This is a genomic window from Lentzea aerocolonigenes, assembly GCF_000955955.1.
GTDB lineage: Bacteria > Actinomycetota > Actinomycetes > Mycobacteriales > Pseudonocardiaceae > Lentzea > Lentzea aerocolonigenes_A.
This window is the reverse complement of record NZ_JYJG01000202.1, coordinates 1-22,438: the sequence shown is the minus strand read 5'-3', so window position 1 is coordinate 22,438 and position 22,438 is coordinate 1. Positions and strand designations below refer to the sequence as shown.

General features: G+C 68.1%; 26 protein-coding genes. 10 read left to right on the top strand and 16 right to left on the bottom strand.

The window, feature by feature from the left end:
- The first annotated feature begins 19 nt into the window (after positions 1-19).
- The 3 genes from UK23_RS25430 to UK23_RS25420 all read left to right on the top strand — a co-directional run bounded on the left by UK23_RS25430 (position 20) and on the right by UK23_RS25420 (position 2,776).
- A complete protein-coding gene (locus UK23_RS25430; protein ID WP_045314147.1) occupies positions 20-904 on the top strand; it encodes a LysR family transcriptional regulator in 885 nt (294 codons plus the stop codon).
- A 205-nt stretch (positions 905-1,109) separates the two neighbouring features.
- Positions 1,110-2,291 carry an elongation factor Tu gene (gene tuf / locus UK23_RS25425; RefSeq protein WP_045314146.1) on the top strand — a complete coding sequence of 394 codons (1,182 nt, stop codon included), beginning with the start codon at positions 1,110-1,112 and terminating at the stop codon, positions 2,289-2,291.
- Between the two features lie 68 nt (positions 2,292-2,359).
- The gene (locus UK23_RS25420; RefSeq protein ID WP_052685029.1) at positions 2,360-2,776 is read left to right on the top strand and encodes a hypothetical protein; all 417 of its coding nucleotides are present in this window, start codon (positions 2,360-2,362) and stop codon (positions 2,774-2,776) included.
- Between the two features lie 9 nt (positions 2,777-2,785).
- Here the strand turns inward: UK23_RS25420 and UK23_RS25415 are convergent, their stop codons facing one another.
- Genes UK23_RS25415 through UK23_RS25385 form a run of 7 tightly spaced genes read right to left on the bottom strand, consistent with a single transcriptional unit; the run spans position 2,786 to position 8,243 of the window.
- Positions 2,786-3,451, bottom strand: coding sequence for a DUF6766 family protein (locus UK23_RS25415; protein WP_045314145.1), 666 nt, complete (start codon positions 3,449-3,451; stop codon positions 2,786-2,788).
- 27 nt (positions 3,452-3,478) lie between these two features.
- Complete coding sequence (locus tag UK23_RS25410) at positions 3,479-4,429, bottom strand: TIGR03557 family F420-dependent LLM class oxidoreductase (RefSeq protein WP_045314144.1); 951 nt, start codon at positions 4,427-4,429, stop codon at positions 3,479-3,481.
- A complete protein-coding gene (locus tag UK23_RS25405; protein WP_045314143.1) occupies positions 4,426-6,183 on the bottom strand; it encodes a thiamine pyrophosphate-requiring protein in 1,758 nt (585 codons plus the stop codon). The genes UK23_RS25410 and UK23_RS25405 overlap by 4 nt, the downstream gene beginning before the upstream one ends.
- A complete protein-coding gene (locus tag UK23_RS25400; RefSeq protein WP_045314142.1) occupies positions 6,180-6,902 on the bottom strand; it encodes a metallophosphoesterase family protein in 723 nt (240 codons plus the stop codon). The genes UK23_RS25405 and UK23_RS25400 overlap by 4 nt, the downstream gene beginning before the upstream one ends.
- Positions 6,899-7,147, bottom strand: a complete 249-nt coding sequence (locus UK23_RS25395; protein ID WP_045314141.1) for a BON domain-containing protein — start codon at positions 7,145-7,147, stop codon at positions 6,899-6,901. The genes UK23_RS25400 and UK23_RS25395 overlap by 4 nt, the downstream gene beginning before the upstream one ends.
- Complete coding sequence (locus UK23_RS25390; RefSeq protein ID WP_045314140.1) at positions 7,110-7,700, bottom strand: nucleotidyltransferase domain-containing protein; 591 nt, start codon at positions 7,698-7,700, stop codon at positions 7,110-7,112. The genes UK23_RS25395 and UK23_RS25390 overlap by 38 nt, the downstream gene beginning before the upstream one ends.
- Before the next feature lie 36 nt (positions 7,701-7,736).
- Positions 7,737-8,243 (bottom strand): GNAT family N-acetyltransferase, encoded by a 507-nt coding sequence (locus UK23_RS25385; protein WP_156213374.1) that lies wholly within the window; start codon positions 8,241-8,243, stop codon positions 7,737-7,739.
- An 86-nt stretch (positions 8,244-8,329) separates the two neighbouring features.
- On the opposite strand from UK23_RS25385, the gene UK23_RS25380 reads away from it, so the two are divergent.
- A complete protein-coding gene (locus tag UK23_RS25380) occupies positions 8,330-8,554 on the top strand; it encodes a zinc-ribbon domain-containing protein (protein ID WP_045314138.1) in 225 nt (74 codons plus the stop codon).
- 61 nt (positions 8,555-8,615) lie between these two features.
- Here the strand turns inward: UK23_RS25380 and UK23_RS25375 are convergent, their stop codons facing one another.
- Entirely contained in the window at positions 8,616-9,200 is a 585-nt protein-coding gene (locus tag UK23_RS25375; protein ID WP_045314161.1) for a DUF998 domain-containing protein, read from the bottom strand.
- Positions 9,201-9,336: 136 nt separating this feature from the next.
- On the opposite strand from UK23_RS25375, the gene UK23_RS25370 reads away from it, so the two are divergent.
- Together UK23_RS25370 and UK23_RS50570 are read left to right on the top strand one after the other, a co-directional pair.
- Complete coding sequence (locus tag UK23_RS25370; RefSeq protein ID WP_045314137.1) at positions 9,337-10,020, top strand: hypothetical protein; 684 nt, start codon at positions 9,337-9,339, stop codon at positions 10,018-10,020.
- Positions 10,017-10,841: an alpha/beta fold hydrolase gene (locus tag UK23_RS50570; RefSeq protein WP_082114970.1), complete on the top strand. Its 825-nt coding sequence runs from the start codon at positions 10,017-10,019 to the stop codon at positions 10,839-10,841. Before UK23_RS25370 ends, UK23_RS50570 begins: the two co-directional genes overlap by 4 nt.
- On the opposite strand, the gene UK23_RS25360 is transcribed toward UK23_RS50570, so the two are convergent.
- From UK23_RS25360 to UK23_RS25340, 5 genes are all read right to left on the bottom strand, one after another.
- A complete protein-coding gene (locus tag UK23_RS25360) occupies positions 10,751-11,956 on the bottom strand; it encodes an MFS transporter (protein WP_045314135.1) in 1,206 nt (401 codons plus the stop codon). The genes UK23_RS50570 and UK23_RS25360 overlap by 91 nt on opposite strands.
- Before the next feature lie 28 nt (positions 11,957-11,984).
- The gene (locus tag UK23_RS25355; RefSeq protein ID WP_045314134.1) at positions 11,985-12,563 is read right to left on the bottom strand and encodes a Pr6Pr family membrane protein; all 579 of its coding nucleotides are present in this window, start codon (positions 12,561-12,563) and stop codon (positions 11,985-11,987) included.
- Positions 12,564-12,570: 7 nt separating this feature from the next.
- Complete coding sequence (locus UK23_RS25350) at positions 12,571-13,689, bottom strand: NAD(P)/FAD-dependent oxidoreductase (protein WP_045314133.1); 1,119 nt, start codon at positions 13,687-13,689, stop codon at positions 12,571-12,573.
- A gap of 81 nt (positions 13,690-13,770) precedes the next feature.
- On the bottom strand, positions 13,771-14,706 hold the full coding sequence (locus UK23_RS25345) for an RNA polymerase sigma-70 factor (RefSeq protein ID WP_045314132.1): 936 nt from the start codon (positions 14,704-14,706) through the stop codon (positions 13,771-13,773).
- A 13-nt stretch (positions 14,707-14,719) separates the two neighbouring features.
- The gene (locus UK23_RS25340; protein ID WP_082114969.1) at positions 14,720-15,169 is read right to left on the bottom strand and encodes a DUF2000 domain-containing protein; all 450 of its coding nucleotides are present in this window, start codon (positions 15,167-15,169) and stop codon (positions 14,720-14,722) included.
- On the opposite strand from UK23_RS25340, the gene UK23_RS25335 reads away from it, so the two are divergent.
- Together UK23_RS25335 and UK23_RS25330 are read left to right on the top strand one after the other, a co-directional pair.
- Positions 15,168-15,929, top strand: coding sequence for a helix-turn-helix transcriptional regulator (locus UK23_RS25335; protein WP_045314130.1), 762 nt, complete (start codon positions 15,168-15,170; stop codon positions 15,927-15,929). The two genes, UK23_RS25340 and UK23_RS25335, sit on opposite strands and share 2 nt — an antisense overlap.
- A gap of 4 nt (positions 15,930-15,933) precedes the next feature.
- Positions 15,934-18,528: a BTAD domain-containing putative transcriptional regulator gene (locus tag UK23_RS25330; protein ID WP_052685027.1), complete on the top strand. Its 2,595-nt coding sequence runs from the start codon at positions 15,934-15,936 to the stop codon at positions 18,526-18,528.
- On the opposite strand, the gene UK23_RS25325 is transcribed toward UK23_RS25330, so the two are convergent.
- From UK23_RS25325 to UK23_RS25315, 3 genes are read right to left on the bottom strand one after another with little or no spacing between them, the layout of a single operon-like run.
- Entirely contained in the window at positions 18,517-19,539 is a 1,023-nt protein-coding gene (locus tag UK23_RS25325; RefSeq protein WP_045314129.1) for an FAD-dependent monooxygenase, read from the bottom strand. The two genes, UK23_RS25330 and UK23_RS25325, sit on opposite strands and share 12 nt — an antisense overlap.
- Before the next feature lie 36 nt (positions 19,540-19,575).
- Positions 19,576-20,178: a DUF305 domain-containing protein gene (locus UK23_RS25320; RefSeq protein WP_045314128.1), complete on the bottom strand. Its 603-nt coding sequence runs from the start codon at positions 20,176-20,178 to the stop codon at positions 19,576-19,578.
- A 4-nt stretch (positions 20,179-20,182) separates the two neighbouring features.
- Positions 20,183-20,899, bottom strand: coding sequence for a lytic polysaccharide monooxygenase (locus UK23_RS25315; protein ID WP_052685026.1), 717 nt, complete (start codon positions 20,897-20,899; stop codon positions 20,183-20,185).
- Positions 20,900-21,184: 285 nt separating this feature from the next.
- Between UK23_RS25315 and UK23_RS25310 the strand changes: the two genes are divergently transcribed.
- Together UK23_RS25310 and UK23_RS25305 are read left to right on the top strand one after the other, a co-directional pair.
- Positions 21,185-21,670 (top strand): hypothetical protein, encoded by a 486-nt coding sequence (locus UK23_RS25310; RefSeq protein WP_045314126.1) that lies wholly within the window; start codon positions 21,185-21,187, stop codon positions 21,668-21,670.
- A 74-nt stretch (positions 21,671-21,744) separates the two neighbouring features.
- The gene (locus tag UK23_RS25305; protein WP_045314125.1) at positions 21,745-22,287 is read left to right on the top strand and encodes a DUF305 domain-containing protein; all 543 of its coding nucleotides are present in this window, start codon (positions 21,745-21,747) and stop codon (positions 22,285-22,287) included.
- Positions 22,288-22,438: the final 151 nt, after the last annotated feature.

Genomic DNA, 22,438 nt, shown 5'->3' with positions numbered 1-22,438 from the left:
CTGTCTATAATCGTTGGTTATGGAGCTTCGGCAGCTGGAGTACTTCGTCGCGGTCGCGGAGGAGGCCTCGTTCACGCGAGCCGCGGAACGGGTGCACGTCGCGCAGCCCGGGGTGAGCGCGCAGATCCGGCGGCTTGAGCGGGAGCTCGGGCACGACCTGCTGGACCGGTCCGGGCGCAGCGTGACGGTGACCGACGTCGGGGCAGCCGTGTTGCCGTTGGCGCGGGCGGCATTGCTGTCGGTGGAGTCGGCTCGGCGGACCGTCGAGGAGATGGCCGGGCTGGTGCGCGGGGTCGTGCGCGTCGGGATGGTCGTGTCGTGCGGGATCATGGACCTGCCGGAGCTGCTGTCGTCGTTCCACGCCTCGTACCCGGACGTGGAGATCACGTTGACGGAGGCCAACTCCGACGCGCTGATATCGTCCCTTTTGGACGGTCAGCTGGACTTCGCCCTGATCGGGTACGCCGGTGCCGTTCCGGACGGGCTGTCGGTGCGGGTGCTGGCTGATGAACCGCTGGTCGCCGCCGTTGCAGCCGGCGATCCCTGGTACGGCAGGGAATCCGTCACGGTGGACGAGCTGCTGACGCGCGGGTTGATCTGCCTGCCGCCGGGAACCGGGTTGCGCGGGGCGTTGGACGCGGCCTGTGGTGGACGACAGCCACGGATCGCGCTGGAGGCGTCCGCGCCGCCGATGGTGATCACGCTGGCCCAGCGCGGGCTCGGGCCGGCGATCCTGGCGTCGTCGATGGCCGGCGGGCTGCACGCCGTGCGGATCACCGACCCCTCGCCACGGGGCCAGCTGTCGTTCGCATGGCGCACGTCGGGCCCGCACAGCCCGGCCGCACGGGCTCTGATCCGGCTGGCGGAAGAGGGCACGGAAAACGACGTGACAACGGATCTTTAGGCCTGTCATGATCGGCGCATGTTCCTGACGGCTGAGCACAACACGTTCGCAGGTGTTCCTGCGGGCGCGCTCGCCGTTGCCTCGGCACAGCTGGCCGGCGCTCGAATCTGACCCTTCTCCAGTCCCCTCCCCAGGACCGCTGGAGGAGGGTGGTAGCGGTCGATCGGTCTTGGAAATCCCAGCTGCGCCTTCGAGGACAAAGGAAATGAAGCAGGAGTTCGTGCGCGCCAAGCCGCACCTCAACATCGGCACCATGGGTCACGTCGACCACGGCAAGACCACGCTGACGGCCGCCATCACCAAGGTTCTGTCCGAAAAGGACCCGTCGGGCACCACCTTCACCGCGTTCGACCGCATCGACCGCGCCCCGGAGGAGCTCGCCCGCGGCATCACGATCAACATCGCGCACGTCGAGTACGAGACGCCCACGCGTCACTACGCGCACGTCGACATGCCCGGCCACGCCGACTACGTGAAGAACATGATCACGGGTGCGGCGCAGCTGGACGGCGCGATCCTGGTCGTGTCCGCCGAGGACGGCACCATGCCCCAGACGCGCGAGCACGTCGTGCTGGCGCACCGGGTCGGTGTGCCGTACGTGGTGGTGGCGCTGAACAAGGCCGACGCGGTGAGCGACCCGGAGCTGCTCGACCTGGTGGAGCTGGAGATCCGCGACCTGCTCTCCCGCTACGGCTTCGACGGCGACGCCACGCCGGTGGTCCGCGTGTCCGGTCTTCGTGCGCTGCAAGGAGACCCGGAGTGGACTGCTTCCGTCGTGCGGCTGCTGGAGGCCGTGGACGAGCACGTGCCGGTGCCCGACCGCGACCTGTCCGGACCGTTCCTGATGCCCATCGAGAACGTCATGACGATCACCGGTCGCGGCACGGTCGTGACCGGTGCGGTGGAGCGCGGTGTGCTGGGCCTGGGCGACCAGGTCGAGGTGATCGGGCTCGGTTCCGCGGTGACCTCGGTCGCCACGGGCATCGAGACGTTCGGCAAGCCGATGCAGCAGGCCCAGGCGGGAGACAACGCCGCGGTGCTGCTGCGCGGGGTGAAGCGCGGCGAGGTCCGGCGCGGCCAGGTGCTGGCCCTGCCGGGCAGCGTGGCGCCGCACACGAAGTTCCGCGCGTCGGTGTACCTGCTCTCGCACGCCGAGGGTGGCAGGCACACGGGCATCGCCTCGAACTACCGGCCGCAGTTCCACTTCCGCACCGGCGACGTCGTCGGGGTGGTCGAGCTCGACAGGACGCTGGCGCTGCCAGGGGACACCGTCGAGGTCACGGTGGAGCTGGGCAAGGCGGTGGCGATGGACACCGGGCTCGGATTCGCGATTCGCGAGGGCGGCAAGACCGTGGGTGCCGGCACGGTCGGCGAGATCCTCGCCTAGGGCGGCGGTCGACGGCCCGAGAAGGTGGTCGCGCTGCCTTGTGCGGCGCGGCGGAGCAGACTCCGGTGATGAACCACGTCCTGGAGCTGTTCCGCCGCGCCGTCACACACGATGACGCGGACGCGATGCGCAAGGGCGTCGAGCTGATGTTCGGCGACCTCGACCCGCTGTCCGAGTACGAGCTGCGGTCGCCGGACTACGTGATGGAGATGCCGCAGTCCGGCGAGACCATCCGCGGCCGGGACGCCATGCGCTCGATGCAGGAGGCGTTCCCGAAGCCACCCACCATCGCGCTGAGACGCGTGACGGGCTCCGGGCTGTTCTGGATCGTGGAGGGTGTCAACGACTACGGCGACGAGGTGTGGCACGTCGTCGTCGCGTGGGAGCTCGACCACGACGGCCGGATCGTGCGCGACACCCGGTACTACGGTCAGAAGTTCGATCCGCCCGAGTGGCGCCGGCAGTGGGTGGAACTAGGGCTGTAACCGCCAGCACTAGCCTGACTCGTCGCTCACCGAGTGCGCGGCGCCGACCGGCTTCGACTCGGACGAACCGCGCTGGCGCAGGTAGACGCTGAGGATCGCCATCGAGGCGATGGCGAGGAACTCGGACTGCCAGTTCTGCAGCGACCGGTTCCAGAAGTCGGAGCTGAAGAAGTACTCGCCCAGGCCCGTCTTCTCGGCCAGCGGGTCGGAGTTGTTGGCGTACCAGCCCGCGATCCACTGCGTGGTCCAGGAGAACAGGAACAGCACCAGCATCGCCGTGCCGAGCGACCTCGAGAACACCGCGGTGCGCCAGCCGCCCGCACGTGCCCACTTCGGTGACGACTCGGTCGCGTACTGGCCGATCTGCTGGTCCTTCTCAGTGCCACGGCCGACTTTGTCCGCCGGTTTCGACTCGGGTGAACCTCGCTGGATCAGCCAGACGGTGGCCGTGACGTACAGGAAGAACTGCAGGTACTCGGACTGCCAGTTCTCCGCGACGTCGACCAGGAAGTCTGCGGAGAACAGGTACTGCCCGAGGGAGAGCAGCGGCTGTCCGAGCGCAGCCTGACGCTCGTTGAAGTCGGCGTGGCCGGCGAAGAACTGACCGACCAGCGCGGCGAGGAACAGCCCGCCGAAAACGAGCGTCAGGCTGTGCTCGCGCAGGAATCTCCTCATAGGACCGGGTGCCCTGCGCATCAGTGGTTAAACATCGAGCAGCGGCACGACTTCCTTGGCCCAGAACTGGAAGAACTCCTGCTGGTTCGTGCCGATCTGCTGCACGTACAGCTCGTCGAACCCGGCCTCGGCGAACTCCCGCACCTTCGCCGCGTACTTCTCCGGGTCCGGGCCGCACGGGATCGACTCCCCGATCATCTCCGGGGTGACGAGCTCGGACGCCTGCTCGAAGTGCTTCGGCGTCGGCAGCACCTGGGCCAGCTCGCCGGGCAGGCCGTCGTTGGGCCACAACCGGTGTGCGGTCCTGACACCGTCCTCTTCGGACTCGGCGTAGCAGACCTTCAACCCGCTCTGGGCCGGTCCACGTCCACCCTCGGACCGGTACTGCTTCACCAGGTCACCCGCCGGACCGACGCAGATGTAGCCGTCGCCGGACTTCGCCGCGAGCTTGACCGCCTTGGGACCGAACGCCGAGACGTAGATCGGCACCGGGCGTTCCGGCACGGTGTACACGCGGGCGTTCTCGACCGTGTAGTGCTTGCCGTGGTGCGTGACCTCGTCGCCCTGGTGCAGCGTGCGGATGAGGCCGATCGCCTCCTCCAGCATCTCCAGCCGCACGTCGGCGGACGGCCAGCGGTCGCCGAGAACGTGTTCGTTCAACGCCTCCCCGCTGCCCACGCCGAGCACGAAGCGGCCCTCGCACTGCACGGCCGCCGTGGCTGCCGCCTGGGCGATCACGGCCGGGTGGATGCGGACGATCGGGCACGTGACAGCGGTCGTGATCGGCACCGACACGGCCTCGGAGAGCGCACCGATCGTGCCCCACACGAACGGCGACTGGCCCTGCTCGTCGTTCCACGGGTGGTAGTGGTCCGAGATCCACAGCGACTCGAAGCCGTGGTCCTGAGCCATGCGCGCGTGGCGGACCAGGTCGCGCGGCCCGTGTTCTTCGGACGAGAGGAAATAGCCCAGTTTCACGGCAGCAACTCCTGGATCTTGGTTTTGATACCGCGGCTCATCAGGCCCCACGCGTCGGGATCGCCGCGCAGCACCGCCTCGGTCATGTCCTTGATCTGGTCGAACGTGGCGTGCGGCGGGATCGGCGGCACGTTCGGGTCGCAGCGCACGTCGAGCACGACAGTGCCGTCCGACGCCAGCGCCGTCTCCCAGGCCGGGCCCAGCTGGTCCGGCTTGTCCACCTCGATGCCCTGCAGGCCGATCGAGCGCGCGTAGTCCGCGTACGAGATGTCCGGAAGCGTTTGCGACTCCTCGAACTTCGGCGCTCCGCCCATCGCGCGCAGCTCCCACGTGACCTGGTTGAGGTCGTTGTTGTGGAACACGCACACGACGCACCGGACGCCGTAACGCTTGAGCGTCAACAACTCCGCCATGCCGTTCATCTGCATCGCGCCGTCGCCGACCAGCGCGATCAACGGGCGTTTGGGCTGGGCGTACGCAGCGCCGAGCGCGTACGGGACAGCGCAACCCATCGTGGCCAGCGTGCCGGACAACGACGACCGCACGTTGCCGTGGATCCGCAGCAAGCGCGCGTACCAGTTCGTGGCGGAACCCGAGTCCGCCGTGACGATCGCGTTGGCGGGCAGGCGTTTCGACAGCTCGGACACGATCAGCATCGGGTTGACCGGGTCGGCGGGCACCGAGGCCTGCTTCTCCACGACCTCCCACCAGCGTTCGACGTTCGCCTCGATCGTGTGCCGCCACGAGCGGTCGTTCTTGCGCTCCAGCAACGGGATCAGCGCGCGCAACGTCTCCCGCGCGTCGCCGACCAGGTTGACCTCGGTCGGGTAGCGCATGCCGATCGCACGGCCGTCGACGTCGATCTGCACTCCGCGGGCCTTGCCGAACTTCGGCAGGTACTGGGAGTACGGGAAGTTCGAGCCGACGATCAGCAACCGGTCGCAGTCGCGCATCATCTCGTACGACGGACGGGTGCCCAGCAGCCCGATCGACCCGGTCACGTACGGCAGGTCGTCCGGCAGCACGTCCTTGCCCAGCAACGCTTTCGCCACCCCGGCACCGAGCATCTCGGCGACCTCGCGGACCTCAGAGGCCGCGCCACGAGCACCCTGGCCGATCAGGATCGCGACCTTCTCGCCGGTGTTCAGCACGTCGGCCGCGCGGCGCACCTCGTCGTTCGCCGGTACGACACAGGAAGAAGGCCGCGAGGGCGGACTCGACGGGATGTACTTGAACTCGTGCTTGGGCGCCTCGTAGTCCTGCTCCTGCACGTCGTTCGGGATGATCAGCACGGCCGGCGCGCGGTCGGCCGCGGCGGTGCGCATCGCCCGGTCCAGCGCGTTCGGCAACTGCTCTGGCACGTTGACGTCGATCAGGAACGAAGCCACGTCGCGGAACAACGAGTGCAGGTCGACTTCCTGCTGGTAGCTGCCGCCCTGCGCGGTGCGGGCGGTCTGGCCGACGATCGCGACGACCGGGACGTGGTCGAGCTTCGCGTCGTACAAGCCGTTCAGCAGGTGGATCGCGCCGGGCCCGGACGTCGCCAGGCACACCCCGACGTCGCCGCTGAACTTCGCGAAGCCCACCGCGGCGAACGCGGCCATCTCCTCGTGCCGAGTCTGGATGAACGCGGGGTCGTTGTCCGCCTTGCCGAACGCGGCCACGATCCCGTTGATGCCGTCGCCGGGATACGCGAACACCTGCTTGACGCCCCAGTCGCGCAGACGCTCGACGATGAAGTCGCCGACGGTCATACAGCAGCACCTTCCATCACGTAGACGGTGTAGGCGGACCGGATGATCGGCTGCGCGACGTTGCGCACCCGCACCCCGCCCGGTGTCATGCCCTGCTCGGTGCCGAAGTGCGCGTGGCCGTGCACGGCGAGATGCGTGCCCGTCGCGTCGATGGCCTCGCCGAGCAGGTACGAGCCGAGGAACGGATAGATCTCCGGTGGCTCGCCGCGCAACGTGTCCGGCACCGGCGCGTAGTGGGTCAGCGCGACCTTGATGTCGGTGTCCAGTTCGGACAGAGCCTGCTCGAGTGTCTCCGCGATGTCGCACGTGTGCTGGATGAACGCCTTCATCTCGCGCTCGCCGAACGCACTCCCGCACTTGCCCGCGAACCCGCCGCCGAACCCCTTCACGCCCGCGACACCGAGCGTGCAGCCGTTGATCTCGGCTTGGAAGGTCGAGCCCTCCAGGACGTGAATGCCCTTGTCCTGCAACGTCTTGGTGACTTCAAGCGGCTTGTCGTCCTGATGGTCGTGGTTGCCCAGCACAGCGACGACGGGCACCGCCAGGTCCGCGAACTCGTCCGCGACCACCTGGGCTTCCGCGACCGTGCCGTGCCGGGTCAGGTCACCCGCCAGCAGCAGGACGTCCGCGTGCTCACCAACCTTGTCGAGTGCCGGCCGGAGCCTGCCGCGCATGTCCTCGCCGAGGTGCACGTCCCCGACCGCCGCGATCCGGATCATCGCAGGTCCTCCTCACCCTCCGGTTCACCCGCCGGCGTCACGCGCACGTCGTTGAAGATCGTGAGCTGGGGCGCGGCCTCGTGCAGCACCTCTTCGAGGGCAATGCGCCGATCCGCGCACGCCACGTCGCCGGAGAGCATCACGTGATCACCACGAACGGTGACCCGCACGCCGAGCTCCGCCGTTCTGGGGTCCTCCGCGACCGCCCTACGCAGGTTTGCCGCGAGGTACTGCTCGGATTCCATTGCCCCTCCCGATGATCTCCAGCCGTTCGATGAGCACCAGGAACGCCTCCGCGTACGGCGAATGCTTGGTCTCCTCGCGCACGTGTTCCCAGTCGATCTGTTCGCGCAACGCACGCGCGAACGGCAGCAGCTCGCTGAAGTCGCACCGATGCCCGTCCAGCACCAGCAACTTGCTGCTCAGCACGAACGTCGCGGGCATCACCGGCAGCATCACGGACCCGACCGGCATCTCCTCGGCCATCGCCAGCACCTCGTCGGTGACGGGACGTTCGTTGGGCCGGAACAGCAGGTCCACCAGCGAGTCGCCGTCGTAGACCTTCAGCAGCCAGTCCTCCGGCGGTTCCGCGGCTCTGAGTCCGCGCTGCACGAGGACGCGGACCGCCTCGGTCGCGTCCTGTTCACGCACCAGCAGATCCACGTCGTGTTCACTCGCCGGACCACCGCGCGCATAACCGGCGCATCCACCGGTCAGGGCGAACGGGATCTGGGCGCTGCGCAAGGCGTTCGCGACTTTGGTCAGCGTCCGCAGCAGCTCGTCCTGCACGTCGCTCATGCACTGCCGGTTACCCGGCCTGCCGATCGACGAACCTCAGACCTGATCGGTGACGAGCCGCGCGTGTGTCTCGGTGTCGTACCGCACGCCGTCGTAGAGCAGCTTGGCCCGCTCGACGCCTTCCCGGCGGAACCCCGCGCCCACCGCCACCCGGCAGGACGCGGGGTTGTCCAGCCGATGTGCGAGTTCCAGCCGGAACAGCCCCAGCTCGGTGAACGCGAACTCGCTGATCGCCCGGCACGCCCTGGTGGCGAGGCCCTTGCCGCGAGCCTCCTCGCGCATCCAGTAGGAGATCCACCCGGAGAGGTGACGACGTTCCACCTGCGACACGGCCATGTTCCCGACGGGGACGCCGTCGTCCAGCACGGCGAACGCGTACGCCGTGTCCTGGTCGCGCCGCTCCTCCAGCATCGCGATCCAGTCCTGAGCGGCCGCGAGCGAGTCGACCGGCGTGGTGAACTGACGGTCCATCTCCGGCTCGGCGGCAGCGGCCAGCACGATCGGAGCGTCGGACGGCAGCCAGGGCCGCAAGAGGTTGCTCACCTGTGCAGCTTCTGAAGTTGCCGGGCTCACTGCAACTCAATTGGGACGTCAGACGTCAAAGGGACAAGCCAACCCAGGGAGCGCGGATGTTCATTTTCGGCTGGCGCACGACGATCGAGCAGCTCCGGATGCTCACGCTGGTCTGCGGGCACTGCGGACACCAGGCCGCGCACAACCTGTTCCGGCGCTACACGAAGCCCACGTTCTTCTTCATCCCGCTGTTCACCATCAGCAGCAGGTACGGGCTGCAGTGCACGTTCTGCGGTGTCTCCTACGACATCAGCAAGGTGCACGCCCATCAGCTCGTGTGACGGCAGGCGGCACATCCGGGCGCGTCCTCGTCGGTGGTGACGCGCCCGCACTCGGGGCAGATCAGCTCGAGAAGGCAGGCCGGCTCAGCTTGAGGGACACGACCGAGGTCCAGACCCAGCCGATCGTCGCCACGACGTAGAGCAGCACCGTGCCGCCCGGGTTGCCCAGGAACGCCATCGGCACCATCAGGAGCACGCCCGTCAGGCCGCTCATCACCGCCAGCCATCCCCCGAGCCTACGCGCGAACACGAAGCACGCACCGATCCAGCCGATCATGGCGAGCCCGAACGCCACCGCGTGCAGCATCCCGTGCCACGACAGCGAAACCGGCGCGGCGTCCGGTGTGCCGGCGGGGAATCCGAGCGCGGGATCGGCGGTGAACACCCCACCGAGGATCATCCCCACCCCCATCAGGCCGATCAGTCGCGCACCCCATTTCGTGTGCCTGGCCATGCCCGTGGCGGCGATGACGAACAGCGCGCCGCTGACGACGAAGTTCACGATCTGGATCCAGCCGAGCGAGCCCAGGCTGAGCATGCTGAACGGGTGCCGGGTGAGGTCGAAACCCTCGCGTGTGAAGGCCTGGGCGTACCCCACGACCAGGTAGAGCGGACCGGCGACGACACCACAGGCGATGCGGGACATGGCTTCCTCCAGGAGTTCGGGTGGCGAGAACAGAACCACCGACAAGTTTTTTTGTCAAGACTAGCTTCACTGTCTTGACTAGAAGAGTTGTCGGGAGCAGGATGAGACCATCCACGAACCCGGAGAGGGAGAGCTGATGGGCCACGCGTTCGAAAGCACCGACGAGATCGAGGTGCCCGCGTCCGTCGAGGACGTCTGGACGGCCATCGCCACGGGGCCTGGCATCGACTCGTGGTACATGGGCCGCAGCGAGGTCGCGAACGGCCAGGTCAAGATGGCTTTCGGTGGGTATCAGCCGACCAGCGAGATCACGGCGTCGCAGCCCGGCAGCCACTTCGCCTACGACAGCGGCAAGGCTCCCGACGGCCGGTTCATCGCCTACGAGTTCCTGGTCGAGGGGCGCGAGCGCGGCAGCACGGTGCTGCGGATGGTCACGAGCGGCTTCCTGCCCGGCGACGACTGGGCCGACGAGTTCGAGGCCATGACGCTGGGCGGCGCGCTGTTCCGCCGCACGCTGGTCGAGTACCTGACGCACTTCCCCGGCCGCACCGCCCGTCCGATCACGGTGTTCGGCCCGATGATCAGCGACTGGGACGAGGCCTGGAAGAAGCTCGACGCGGCCATCGCCGAGAAGCTCCCGGACGCCGTCGAGTTCCACCGCAACGCCCACACTCTCGCCCTGCGCACGGACAAGGGCATGTACCGCTTCATGCGCGGGTTCTTCGGGCCGTTCATCGCCGCGCACAACATCTTCGAGGGCGACGAGTCCGAGCAGGACTGGCAGAGCTTCCTCGACACCACCCTGGGAGAGCAGAAATGACGCGCTTCACGACCTCCGCCGACGGCACCGGGATCGCGTACTCGATCACCGGATCCGGGCCCGCGCTGGTTCTCGTGGACGGCGCGATGTGCCACCGGATGTTCGGCCCGTCCACCGAGCTGGCTTCGGTGCTGGACAAGAACTTCACCGTCTACACCTACGACCGGCGCGGCCGCGGCGAGACCGGTGACGGCGCGACGCCGTGGACGCCGGAGCACGAGATCGAGGACCTCGACGCGGTGATCAAGGAAGCCGGCGGCAGTGCGTTCGTGTTCGGCGTGTCCTCGGGTGCGGCGCTCGCCCTTGACGCGGCGACGAAGCTGCCGTCCATCACCCGGCTCGCGGTCTACGAGCTGCCGATGGTCGTGGACGACACCTACACGCCGCGTCCCGCCGACATCGTCGAGCAGATGAACGACATGCTCGCTCGCGGCGACCGTTCCGGGATGCTCTCGAAGTTCATGAAGATGGTCGGCGTACCCGGCTTCGGCCTCGCGATCATGAAGCTCACCCCGGTGTGGAAGAAGCTGAAGCTGGTCGCCCACACGCTGCCGTGGGACCTGCGCATCCTCGGCGACGACGGTCGCGGCTCATCGCTCCCGGCCGATCGCTGGAACATCAAGGTGCCGACGCTCGTCATGAACGGCGGCAAGAGCCCCGAGTACCTCCGCAACACGATGAAGAACGCGGCGGAGGTCCTCGGGGACGTGGAGTACCAGGAGCTGCCTGGTCAGACGCACATGCTCAAGTCCTCGGCAGCGGCACCCGTGCTGGTGGAGTTCTTCTCGCGGGCCCAGCGCACCGCCGGGCCCATCGCGTAACCGGCCACCACGAACAGCCCGCCGACCAGCAGCCACCCGATCGCTCCCCAGCCGAGCACGACCGTGGTGAGCAGGGCGGGGCCGACCATGCGCGCGACTGCCGTTCCGGTCGCGAAGAAGCCCTGGTACTGGCCCTGCCGGTCGGCGGGCGCGAGGGTGAAGCTGATCTCCCACGCACCCGAGGCGAGCATCATCTCGCCCAGCACCTGCAGTGCCGCGGCGGCGATCAGCACGGCCGCGACCGGCCAGGCGCCCAGGCTGAACGCCGACGCCGCGAACACCGCGCAGGAGGAGAGCATGATCAGACCAGCGTGCTTGACGAGCTTCGAGGCCTGGCTCAAACCGTTGGCGCGCTTGGCGATCCGCACCTGGAAGAGCACGACCGCACCGGTGTTGAGCACCAGCAGCGCGGCGGCGAGCCAGGTCGGCGCCTCTGTCCGCTGCACGATCCACAGTGGAATGATCAGGCTCAGCAGCGGCATGTAGAGCAGCATCACGGCGTTGATCAGCGTGATCAGCGCGTACGGCCGGTCCTTCAGCACGTCGAACTTGCCCCTGGCGCGGGTCATCACGGTCTCCGGCAGCGTGCTCAGGATCAGTGCCGCGATGACGAACGCGAGCACGTCGATCACGAACACGGCCGTGTAAGCGGCTTCGGTGCCCAGGTGCAGCGCGAACCCGCCCATCGCCGCGCCGATCGCGATGCCCGCGTTGGCCGTCGACTGGATCCGCGCACGGGCCCGCGTGCGTTCTTCGGGAGTCGTGAGGCCTGCGAGGAGAGCCTGCCTGGACGCCTGCAGGCCGCTCTGGAAGCTCGCGTACAGGCACATGACCAGCATGAACGCCGCGAAGCTGCGGGTGAAGAGCAGGATGCCGATGCTGGTGGCCGTGGCTGCGGCGAGCACGACCGCGGTGGTGCGTGGACCCAGGCGGTCGGCGACGTGCCCCAACGCGACTCCCGCGATGGCTCCGACGCCCCACGCGAGGGTCAGCGCGAGGCCGACCCGCGCCGCGCTCAGGCCGACGATCTGGGTGAAGTACAGGGCGGAGACGACGAGGAAGCCGCCGTCGCCGATCGAGTTCGTCAGCTGTGCGTACGCGAGTCGCCTGGTCATGTCCTAGAACTTAGGGCGCCGATTGGCCCTAGTCGTGGGACAAGACGACACTGCTTCTTTGGGCCAATTTCGTGCCGACCCACGACACCGCGTAGGCCAGCGCGGTGATGACCACCGCGACGAACACGCAGGTCAGGGCGACGTCGCCGTAGCCATGCGCGCGCGGGTCGAGGAACGGGTACGGGTACCAGTCCACGATCGGGCCCCTGACCAGCGTGTAGATGACATAGGCAAGCGGGAACGACAGCCACACCCACGCCCTGGTCGTCCGCTCTGGCGCGAGCAGCCACTCCACGACGACCAGGATCGGCGCGACGACGTGGAGCACCCAGTTCGCGTAGGCGGGCGTCTGCACGTCAACGCCTCGCAGCAGCAGCGCGTAGACGATGCCGGTCGTGGCCATGTAGAGCACGGCCGCTCCCCTGATCTGCGAGGAGACCGGCCGCCACACCCCCAACAGCGCCACACACGCCGCGAACACGTTCGACAGCACCGTGAAATAGCTGAAGTGGTTGGTGAAGCGGAACCGGTCCCCCAGTGCGATCACCAGGTACACCTCTGCCGAAAGAACCAGCAGGAACACGGCCATCCGGAGCGGCTTGATCACGCACGAATTAGAGCGCGGTTTCGAGCACTGCGCTGGCCGTGGTGACGTGCCGGCGACGTGAGGGCATCAGCACCGTTGGGTGCGAAATGCTCCAGGCCGCGCTCTTGCAGATGAACTCCTTCAGGCGGACGGCCGCCTTCCCCGTGAGGGCGGAGTCCTTGGGCTGGTCGTCGGGAGTCACCCACTGCATGACGGCGTCGTTGCGGCCGAGGCTGATGCACTGGCCGTTGTAACCGATCTTGTTCTTCGGGACCTCACGGCCCGTGAGGCGCGCGGCGATCGCATCGGCCGCGAGGTGCGCGGTCGGAACGCCTGAGGCACAAGACATCCGCAACGTCGAACCGCTTCCGCCCTGGGCGAGCGCCGCGTCACCGACGGCGTACACGTCCGGGTGCGAGACCGAACGCATCGTCTCGTCGACGACGATCTGACCCGACGCGGAGACCTCCAGGGTCGTTGCGGCGGCGATGGGGTGAACGGCGAAACCGGCGGTCCACACGGTCACCTCGGCGTCGAGCGTGCGACCGTCGACGCCTTCGTGCACGGTGATTCCGAGCCGGTCGAACGCCTGACGGAGGTGCTGGCGGGCCTTCTCGCTCAGCCAGTCGCCGAGCCCTCCGCGGACGGCGAAGGAGACGTTGAGGTCAGGCCGGGCCTCAGCGATCTCGGTAACCGCTTCGATGCCGGTCAGGCCACCACCGACGACGAGGACGGTGCCGCCGGCGCCGAGGTCTTCCAACCGGGCGTGAAGTCGCTTCGCGGCCTGCTTGCCCGCGATGTTGTAGGCGTTCTCGGGAACGTTGGTGGCGGTGCTGCCGAGTGCGTAGACCAAGGTGTCGTAGGCGATCTCGCCGCCGTCGGTGTCGACGATCTTGCGTTCGGCGTCGACCGCGGCGACCCGTGCGATCCGCACCCGCACGCCCGTGTTCGCGAAGACGTCGGTCAGCTTGCGGGGCTTCAGATCCTGCCCGACCGCCAGCTGGTGCATCCGCACGCGCTCGACGAACTCGGGGTCGGCGTTGACGAGGGTGATCTCGGTGTCCGCGGGGTGCAAGCGCTTGGCGAGGCGGCCGGCGGCGTTGGCTCCGGCGTATCCGGCTCCGAGGACGACGATGCGGTGCGTCATGGTTTCGCTCCTGTCTGGCTGGTGTCGCTACCTGAACCGGGCAGCGGCGCGAAACCTGACAGGAGTTGGATGTGAGCTGGGTCACCAACCTTCGACGAGGGGTTGTCCGCCGGCCCATCGCCGGGTGGCGCGGTCGAGCTTGGCGGGGTTGGCCTGGGTGTGGACGGCCGTGATGCCCTCGGTGGTGACCTCGAGGGAGATGACGGCGAACACCCGGTGACCGACCGCCAGCACCAGCGCGGGCACGCCGTTGACGACCTCGGCGAAGAGATCGAGACGGCCGCCGGCCATCTCCCGCTTGGCCTCGTCGGGCGTGAACAGGGTGCGCAGGAACCTCGCCACCTTGAGCGCGCCGGTGATCGGCTTCGGCAGGCTGATGAACACGCCGCCCGCGTCGCCCGCGCTGATCGCGTCGTCGGCGAGCAGCTTCACCAGCGAGTCGGTGTTGCCGCTGAGCGCCGCCGCGAGGAACTCCTCGACGATCTTGCGCGCGCCGGCGGCGTCGACCTCCACACGGGTCCGGCCGGTGGCGAGGTGCTGCTTGGCACGGCGGTAGATCTGCTGGCAGTTCGCCTCGGTGAGGTCGAGGATCTCCGCGATCTCACCGTGCGCGTAACCGAACGCCTCGCGCAGCACGTAGACGACCCGCTCGTTGGCCGAGAGCCGTTCCATCAGGGTGAGCATCGCGATGGACACCGACTCGCGCTGCTCAACCGTCTCGGACGGGCCGAGCATCCGGTCGCCCGCGAACACCGGTTCCGGCAGCCACTGGCCAACGTAGGTCTCGCGCCGCGCCCTCGCCGAGGTGAGGCGGTTGAGGCAGAGGTTGGTGAGCACCTTCGTCAGCCACGCCTCTGGCGTCTCGACCGTCGCGTGTTCGGCATCCTGCCAGCGCAGATAGGTGTCCTGAACCGCGTCCTCGGCATCGGTCGCCGACCCCAGCAGCCGGTAGGCGATCGCCTCCAGCCGCGGCCTGGCCTTCTCGAACACTTCGAGCTCACGCGTCCCCACCAGCATGATTCAAAGTCAATCACGGATGCATGCGCGCTCCCTTGAAGATCTTGTCGACCGCGTTCTTCTGGCCGTGGACGGCGATCCCGACCAGGTCGAGGTCCTGCGTGTGCACCTTGCGGACGGCCGCGCGGTTGTCCTCGTCGTTGCCCGTCGCGAACAGGTCCGCGGTGAAGACGGCCATTTGCTGGTTACGGCTCAGGGCACGCTCGTGGGCCTTGGTGAGCAGGTCTTTGTCGCCCTGAAGAACCACTACGGGCTGGCCGAACATCGGCAGATAGGTGACGTCGTCGGCGTCGACGTACGGCTCGCCTTTCAGCTCCTGTGGCAGCCCGCTGACGAGGAAGGCGGCGACGTTCAGCGCCTGCCAGCCGGCCAGGTCGTCCCGCAGCAGCACAGCGATCTTGGTGTCGAACATGGCACCACTGTCACGGGCGTCCTGGCCTGGCGTCTTGTACGTTTTTGACATGAGCAGCACCGCTTGGAAGCCGGCGGTGGACGGGATCAAAGAGGTCTTCCACGCCCACTTCACCACGCACGCGTACCCGGCGCACACACACGACGCGTGGACGTTGATGCTGCTCGACGACGGTGCCGTGCGGTACGAACTGGACCGTCACGAGCACGGCGCGCTCGTCTCGGGCGTCACGCTGTTGCCGCCGCACGTGACACACGACGGGCGGTCAGCGGTTCCGACCGGCTTCCGAAAGCGCGTGCTGTACTTGGACGACTCGGTGCTGCCGGACGAGCTGATCGGCAAGGCCGTCGACACCCCGATGCTGGTCGACCCGGTGCTGCGGCAGCGGGTGCACCAGCTGCACCTGGCGCTGGACGACCCGCTCGAAGCCTCCAGCCGGCTCGCGCTGATCGCCGAACGGCTCACGCACCACTTCGAAGGCACGACCGCCGCCGTGTACGCCGATCCGACGCTCGCGGACCGGTTGCGGGACCTGTTGGACGCCTCGGTGCCTGCGGGGATCACGCTCGCCCAGGCGGCCGCGGAGCTGCAGACCAGCCCGACGCACCTGGTGAGGGCGTTCAGCAAGCGGTTCGGGCTGCCGCCGCACCGGTACCTGACCGGACGCCGGGTGGATCTCGCCCGCGGCTACCTGCTGGACGGGCACGGCGCGGCTGAGGTCGCGGTGATGGCCGGATTCCACGACCAGTCCCATCTCACCCGCCATTTTCGCCGTGTCCTGGGTACGAGCCCCGGCCGCTTCGTACGCTGACACCGTGCACATCGGCATTCTCGGGCCCGTTGAGGCGCACTCCCCGGACGGCAAGATCGCGGTGGGTGGGCCGCGTCCGCGCACCCTCCTCGCGATGCTGGCGTTGCGGGTGGGCGAAATCGTCCTGCTCGACCGGTTGATCGACGAGCTCTACGGCTCGGAACCGCCGTCCGACGCCGCCAACGCGTTGCAGGGCCAGGTGTCCCGCCTGCGCCGGGCGCTCGGGGACGCCTCGCTCATCGAGTTCCACCCAGCTGGCTACCGGCTGGCCCTGGCGCCGGATCACGTTGACGCCCAACGGTTCGCTTCGCTGGCCGCGGAAGGCCAGCGAGCGTTGGAGCACGGTGATTCACAGGGTGCGGAATCCCTTTTGTCCGAAGCACTTCAGCTGTGGCGTGGTCCTGCGCTCGCCGACATCGACGCGGCCGATCACGCCACGAGGCTCGAGCAGCAGCGGTCGGCCGCCACGAGCGCGTTGATCGCCGCGCGGATCCGGCTCGGCAAGGCCGACGTGCAGGAGATCGCGGACCTGGTCCAGCAGCACCCGTTGGACGAACGGCTGCGCGGATACCTGATGCAGGCGTTGAACCAGCACGGCCGCCAAGCCGAGGCGTTGCAGGCGTTCGAGGACGCGCGGGCGCTGCTGGCCGACGAGCTGGGCACCGACCCCTCGCCGGAGTTGCGGGCGATCCACCTGCAGATCCTGCGCGGCCAGAACCATCGCGAGCTCCCGGCGCAGCTCACCAGTTTCGTTGGCAGGCAAGACGAACTGCGGCGGCTCGAGTCGATGACGTCGCGGCTGATCACGCTGACAGGGCCTGGTGGCGCGGGCAAGACGCGGCTCGCCCTGCAGAGCGCCGGCCCGGACGCGATCTTCGTGGATCTGGCGCCGGTGAAGGACGTCTCGGCGGCGACGCTGCAGGCGTTGGGGCTCAAGGAAACCGTGCTGGCGCCGGAAGATCGGCTCACGCTGGCGCTGCGCGAGCGTGACACGTTGCTGATCCTGGACAACTGCGAGCACGTGATCGTCCAGGCCGCCCAGCTGGCGCAGCACCTGCTGAGCACGTGCCCGTCGCTGCGGATCCTGGCCACGAGCCGGGAGGCGCTCGGCATCACCGGCGAGATGCTGTGCCCGGTGCCGCCGCTGAAGCCCGAGCAGAGCGTCGCGTTGTTCGTCGACCGCGCGCGGCTCGTCAACCCGGCGTTCGTGCAGGACCAGCACACCGTCGACATCTGCCGCGAGCTCGACGGCCTGCCGCTCGCGATCGAACTGGCCGCGGCGCGCACCCGGACGTTGACGACCGAGGAGATCTCCGCCCGGCTGGGTGACCGCTTCCGCTTGCTCATCAAGGGAAACCGCGCCGCCGCACCGCGCCATCAGACCCTGCGCGCGGTCGTGGAGTGGAGCTGGGACCTGCTCGACTCCGACGAGCGCGACCTGGCGGCATCCATCGCGACCTTCAGCGGCGGGGCGACGCTCGAAGCGGTCGAACAGGTCTGCCGGCACGACCTCGAGGTGCTGGAAGCGTTGGTGGACAAGTCTTTGGTGGACGCCACCGACGGCCGCTACCGCATGCTGGCGACCATCCGCGAGTTCTGCTCGCAGCACAAGCGCGTCGACGCCGAGCACGCCCGGTACTTCCTGGATCTGGCCCGGCGCGCGGATCCGGAGCTGCGCGGGCGCGACCAGGTGCGGTGGTTCGCCCGTCTTACCGCGGAGCACGCGAACTGCCTGCAAGCCGTCGAGTGGGCGACCGACCACGACCCGCAGTTGGCGCTGCAGCTGGTCGCCGAGCTGTCCTGGTACTGGTACGTGAAGGGCAGCCGCACGGAAGTCCAAGGCCTGGCCCAGAAACTCCACACCCAACTACCTGAGCAGTCCACAGAGGAGTACGCGATTCTGCTGGCTCTGGCCGCCCCGGAACGCGTGCAGAACGTGTTGCAGGGCTTGAGCGGCCCGATCAAGCAGCCGTTCGTGCTGATCGCGTGGGCGATGCTCAGCGGCCCGCCCGACCCCGGCGCCCCGCGCACCGAACTGCAGGACGAGGTCGAACGCAGCGACGACCCGTGGATCCAGGGCCTGATCGGCTTCAGCAACTCCTACACCGGCTTTGTCGAGAACGGCGACAGGGCGACCGCGATCGCGTGTGCCCGCAAGGCGCTCGAGCAGTTCCAGGACCTGGGCGAACGCTGGGGCGCGGCCCAGGTCATGGACGTGCTGGCCAACCTCACCGACGACCCGCGCGAGGCACTGGCGCTGACCGACGACGCACTGCGCGCCATGGGTGAGCTGGGCGCCAAGGAAGAGCTCGCCGAACTTCGGGGACGGCGTGCGGACCGGTTGCTCGACATCGACGTGGACGAGGCCGAGCGCGACTACCTGCGGGCGTTGGAGATGGCGACGCAGGCCGGTCTGGCCGCGACCAGGGCACTCGCGAACGCAGGCCTGGCCAAGATCGCCCAGCGCAGGGGTGATCTGGCCAAGGCCGAACAGCTGTTGGGCGAGGCGCAGCTGGAGCTGGGGTTCGGGTGGATGCACAACGCGGCCAAGCGCCAGGTCGAGGCCGCGCTGGAGGAACTGCGGTCGTCAACGAGCTAGCGCGTACTCCGGGAGCTTGATCGCGGTCGCCGCCCGCATGTCGAACCGCGCCACCATCGGGATCTTCGGCAGCAGCCCGAACATCCTGTCGCGCGCCCACATCCCGAGCCGGGTGGCGGGCGCGAGCGGCGGCCCCGGATTTCCCTGGCACCCGCGCGCGTACGGTCCGATCAGGGCCTCGTACCGCGCGAACGCACCCTCGCCCGCCGCCATCTCCCCTGCCAGCACGTAGGCCGAGACGACCGAGAGCCCGGTTCCCATGCCTCCCAACGTGGATCCGAACCCGGCGTCACCGATCAACGTGACCCGTCCCGAGCTCACCGCCGGCATCCGCACCTGGCTGATCGAGTCGAAGTAGATCCCCGGCGCGATCAGCTCGTAGGGCATCAGCTCCGGCGGCACCGACGACTTGAACATCAGCCAGCCGGGCGCGCTCGTCACCCCCGGCGCGCACGTCAGCTCGCGGTCGTCACCGTCGGCGTCCCAGATCGCGAAGTAGTAACCCTGGAACTTGGGCCGGTACTCCGGGAAGACGAGCCGTCGCACGCCAGACCGCATCCCGTCGGCACCGATCACGAAGTCGAACCGCCGCGACGGCCCGTGCGCGAACGTCACGTCCACCCCGGCGCCGTCGTCGTGCAGCGAGGTGATCCAGTCACCGAACACGTACTCGGCGTCAGAGCAGCTCGCCTCGTACAGCAACCGGGACAGGTCGCCGCGGAGGATCTCCACCTCGCCGCCCGTGAACCACGCGGGCAGCCGGCACCGTTCCCGCCCCTCAGGATCGCGGAACACCATGTCGCGCGGGGAAGTTTGCGCGGCCAGCACAGCATCGAGCACACCCATCCGTCTCAGGACAGAAAGGTGCGCCTCGCCGCGGAAGTCCACGGCCTGACCACCAGGGCGCAGCGACGGCGCGCGCTCCACCACCGTGGGCGAGAAGCCGAAGCGTGCCAGCCAGTAGGCGAGCGCGGGTCCGGCGATGCCCGCTCCCGAGATCAAAACGTCCATGACCGGGAAGGGAACGCCGGACCGCTGACCAAATGCCTACGGTTCGCTGATGGCCTTCAGCATCTGCTGGATCTGGCCCTGCCGCGTGTTGGCCACGCGCTCGGCATAAGCCGTGGTCTCGGGGTTCTGACCGTCCTTCTTCTCGGTGAGCGCCATCTCCACGGCGGCACCCTGGTGCCCGGTCATCAGGTTGAGGAACGCGAGGTCGAACTCGGCCCCGCTCTTCTCCTTGGTGTCGTTGATGACCTTGTCGTCGAGCAGGGGCTGACCGCCGTGCTGGACGTGCAGGTTCGCGCCGCCCTGCTCCGGCTTGCCCCAGAGCTTCAGCCAGGACTTGAGCATCGAGAGCTCTTCCCGCTGAGTCGTGTTGATCGCGCCGGCGAGGTCCTTGGTCTCCTGTTTCGTGGCCTTCGCCATCGCCAGCTGGGAAAGGCTGATGCCGAGCTGCAGGTGGTCGACCATCATCTGCACGAACGTGACGTCCGCGTCGTTGAACCTCGAGCTGGCGGCCGGCGGGGGTGGTGCGGCGGAGTTCGCGCCGTGCCCGTGGGCTCCTTGGCCCTCCGGCACGATCGCCTCTCCGCCGCACCCCGCCAGCGCCAGGACCGCGGCCGCAATCGCGATCACCAGGCGCTTCATCGGATCAGATCTTCTGCCACAGCGACGCCGCGTTGGGCGGTTCCCAGCCGGTCAGCGAGGTGTGGCCCTGCAGGCACCGGTAGCTCGACCCGCCGTAGGTCACCGTCGCACCGGTCGCGTAGGCCGTGTTCGGCGCCCACGTGCCACCGACAGGAGGTGGCGTCGGGTTGGTGGTGGTCGGCGGTGGGGTCGGGTTGCCGCCGGTGCCGCCGATGTTGATGTCCATGCAGGAGTAGAACGCCTTCACCGTGTCGCCGATGTTCCACACCGCGCGAAGCTTCTGGCGGCCGGAGAACCCGCTCAGGTTGATGGTGTGCTGCACCGGGTCGACCGGGGCCGCGTTGTTGCCGTTGACGTAGCCGACGCGGGTGCCACCGATGAAGTACTCGTAGTCACGCGTGCGGTGCCGGGCGGTGAACGTCCAGGTCATCGTCAGGCTGGTGCCGACGTTGGTCGCCTGCCAGCCCCTGCTGTCGTCGTTGAGCACCTGGAAGTCCAGGCGGTCTCCGCCCCAGCAGTCCGTCCTGCCTTTGTCGCCTTCGTTGCTCTGCGGCTCCCACTCGGGACCGCCGCAGTTCTTGACCACTCCTGAAGCACATTGCGCCTGCCTGCTGGGCGGCGACGACACGTAACCGTGCGCGCTGGCCGAACCGACGGGCGTGATGAACACGATTGCAGGGACAGCGGCCATGACCAGCGCCGCTTTTCGGGTGAGTTTCATCGTCCGAACTCCTTGGCTAGTTCCCAGGCGGGGTAGACCCCCGTTGCAGGGGCGGGAACCGGGAGCGTCCAGATCGCTCGCCGATCAAGTTTCGGTGTGGTCTAGACCATAAACCTGGGTTCAGAAAGTGGTCAAGACATCACCGCCCGTGGGCCAAAAATCGGTCGGTGCCAACAAGTCCACTCACTCAACTGGTCTTGGCCTCCGCCAATCGGGTTACGGGACCAGACCAATCGCACCACTGGTACTACGTGCAAAACCGCCTGCCGGCGGGTAGCCCAGGTCATGCGCGACTTCACCCAGCCCGCCAGGGCGACCGGCCCCGGCGTCGTGGCCGACGGTCCAACCGGAACGGCAACGATCCTCGTGATCGATCCAGCAGGAGAGGCCCCGCACGACGAGGTCCCCGCGACCTGGCGTCCGCTGGCCGACACCGTGCGCGTCGTCTGGCTGCGCGTCCCAGCCGCCCCGTCCTGGAAGTCCACAGTGGACAAAGTCCTGACCATGCACCGCGACGACACCTCGACCATGCTCGACGTGGTCACCAGCGGCCCGCTGGCAGCAGACGTGATCGACCTCGTCCGCGAGCACTCCGACCTGGTGCGCTCCGTCCTTCTCGTCGATCCAGAGGTGGACGTCGACTTCCCGCTCGCACGAGTCGTGGTCCGCAGCCACCAAGCCCCCGACAACCGCATCCCGGCACCGCTCCCGCTGGGCCACCCGGACGTCGTCGCCAGCGTGGTAGAAGCCCTGGGCGACCTGACCACTTAGGTTCCGGAAGTTTCTCTGAACCGGACACATCGGCCACCCGTATGCCTCGTCAGGGAACCGTGACGGGAGGCTTCATGCGTGCGCGTCTGCTCATCATCGTGCTCAGTCTGCTAGCACTGACGGGCTGTTCGACCTTCGGCGGAGACAGCTCCGCCGGACCAGCGGCCAACGAGGACGATGCGACCTTCTCGCTGAGGATGATCCCCCACCACCGCCAGACCATCGAGATCTCCAAGATCGCCCTGGAACGCTCCAAGGACGAGTTCGTGATCGACGTGGCCGACAAGATCTCCAAGGCCGAAGCGGGCGAGATCGAGCAGATGGCCACCTACCTGCGCTCCTGGAACATCCAGGTCCCGGGCGACGACGCCGCCACCACCCACAAGATGGCGGGCATGATGACCGAGAAGGACGTCAGCGGCCTGAAAGCCGCTCAGGGCAAGCAGTTCGACGACCTCTACCTGGCCGCCCTCTCCCGCCACCTCCGCAGCGGCGTCGACATGGCCAAGGACGCCCAGTCCAAGGGGGTGCACGTGGGCTCCAAGGCCCTGGCAGGCAAGATCGTGGTCTCGCAGTCCGAAGTGATCGACCAGATCGCCGCCAAGAAGAAAGCCTGACCCCGCAACACTTCCAGCCTCACACCCACACGCCCTCCGCACCGCAGCGGTGGGCGTGTCGGCGTACCGGCCCCAAACCCACGCACCCGCCAAACCACTGATGGAACGATGCGGTGGCAGGTGAGTGACGGCAATACCTTCGGTCGCGTTT

Coding starts and splice junctions, on each gene's coding strand:
- UK23_RS25400 (WP_045314142.1), bottom strand. CDS start 6,902: ATGATCCGGATCGCGGCGGTCGGGGACGTGCACCTCGGCGAGGACATG.
- UK23_RS25315 (WP_052685026.1), bottom strand. CDS start 20,899: ATGAAACTCACCCGAAAAGCGGCGCTGGTCATGGCCGCTGTCCCTGCA.
- UK23_RS25415 (WP_045314145.1), bottom strand. CDS start 3,451: ATGAGGAGATTCCTGCGCGAGCACAGCCTGACGCTCGTTTTCGGCGGG.
- UK23_RS25320 (WP_045314128.1), bottom strand. CDS start 20,178: ATGAAGCGCCTGGTGATCGCGATTGCGGCCGCGGTCCTGGCGCTGGCG.
- UK23_RS25325 (WP_045314129.1), bottom strand. CDS start 19,539: ATGGACGTTTTGATCTCGGGAGCGGGCATCGCCGGACCCGCGCTCGCC.
- UK23_RS25370 (WP_045314137.1), top strand. CDS start 9,337: ATGGGCCACGCGTTCGAAAGCACCGACGAGATCGAGGTGCCCGCGTCC.
- UK23_RS25310 (WP_045314126.1), top strand. CDS start 21,185: ATGCGCGACTTCACCCAGCCCGCCAGGGCGACCGGCCCCGGCGTCGTG.
- UK23_RS25375 (WP_045314161.1), bottom strand. CDS start 9,200: ATGTCCCGCATCGCCTGTGGTGTCGTCGCCGGTCCGCTCTACCTGGTC.
- UK23_RS25335 (WP_045314130.1), top strand. CDS start 15,168: ATGAGCAGCACCGCTTGGAAGCCGGCGGTGGACGGGATCAAAGAGGTC.
- tuf (WP_045314146.1), top strand. CDS start 1,110: ATGAAGCAGGAGTTCGTGCGCGCCAAGCCGCACCTCAACATCGGCACC.
- UK23_RS25360 (WP_045314135.1), bottom strand. CDS start 11,956: ATGACCAGGCGACTCGCGTACGCACAGCTGACGAACTCGATCGGCGAC.
- UK23_RS25430 (WP_045314147.1), top strand. CDS start 20: ATGGAGCTTCGGCAGCTGGAGTACTTCGTCGCGGTCGCGGAGGAGGCC.
- UK23_RS25390 (WP_045314140.1), bottom strand. CDS start 7,700: ATGAGCGACGTGCAGGACGAGCTGCTGCGGACGCTGACCAAAGTCGCG.
- UK23_RS50570 (WP_082114970.1), top strand. CDS start 10,017: ATGACGCGCTTCACGACCTCCGCCGACGGCACCGGGATCGCGTACTCG.
- UK23_RS25350 (WP_045314133.1), bottom strand. CDS start 13,689: ATGACGCACCGCATCGTCGTCCTCGGAGCCGGATACGCCGGAGCCAAC.
- UK23_RS25420 (WP_052685029.1), top strand. CDS start 2,360: ATGAACCACGTCCTGGAGCTGTTCCGCCGCGCCGTCACACACGATGAC.
- UK23_RS25405 (WP_045314143.1), bottom strand. CDS start 6,183: ATGACCGTCGGCGACTTCATCGTCGAGCGTCTGCGCGACTGGGGCGTC.
- UK23_RS25380 (WP_045314138.1), top strand. CDS start 8,330: ATGTTCATTTTCGGCTGGCGCACGACGATCGAGCAGCTCCGGATGCTC.
- UK23_RS25345 (WP_045314132.1), bottom strand. CDS start 14,706: ATGCTGGTGGGGACGCGTGAGCTCGAAGTGTTCGAGAAGGCCAGGCCG.
- UK23_RS25340 (WP_082114969.1), bottom strand. CDS start 15,169: ATGTCAAAAACGTACAAGACGCCAGGCCAGGACGCCCGTGACAGTGGT.
- UK23_RS25305 (WP_045314125.1), top strand. CDS start 21,745: ATGCGTGCGCGTCTGCTCATCATCGTGCTCAGTCTGCTAGCACTGACG.
- UK23_RS25395 (WP_045314141.1), bottom strand. CDS start 7,147: ATGGAATCCGAGCAGTACCTCGCGGCAAACCTGCGTAGGGCGGTCGCG.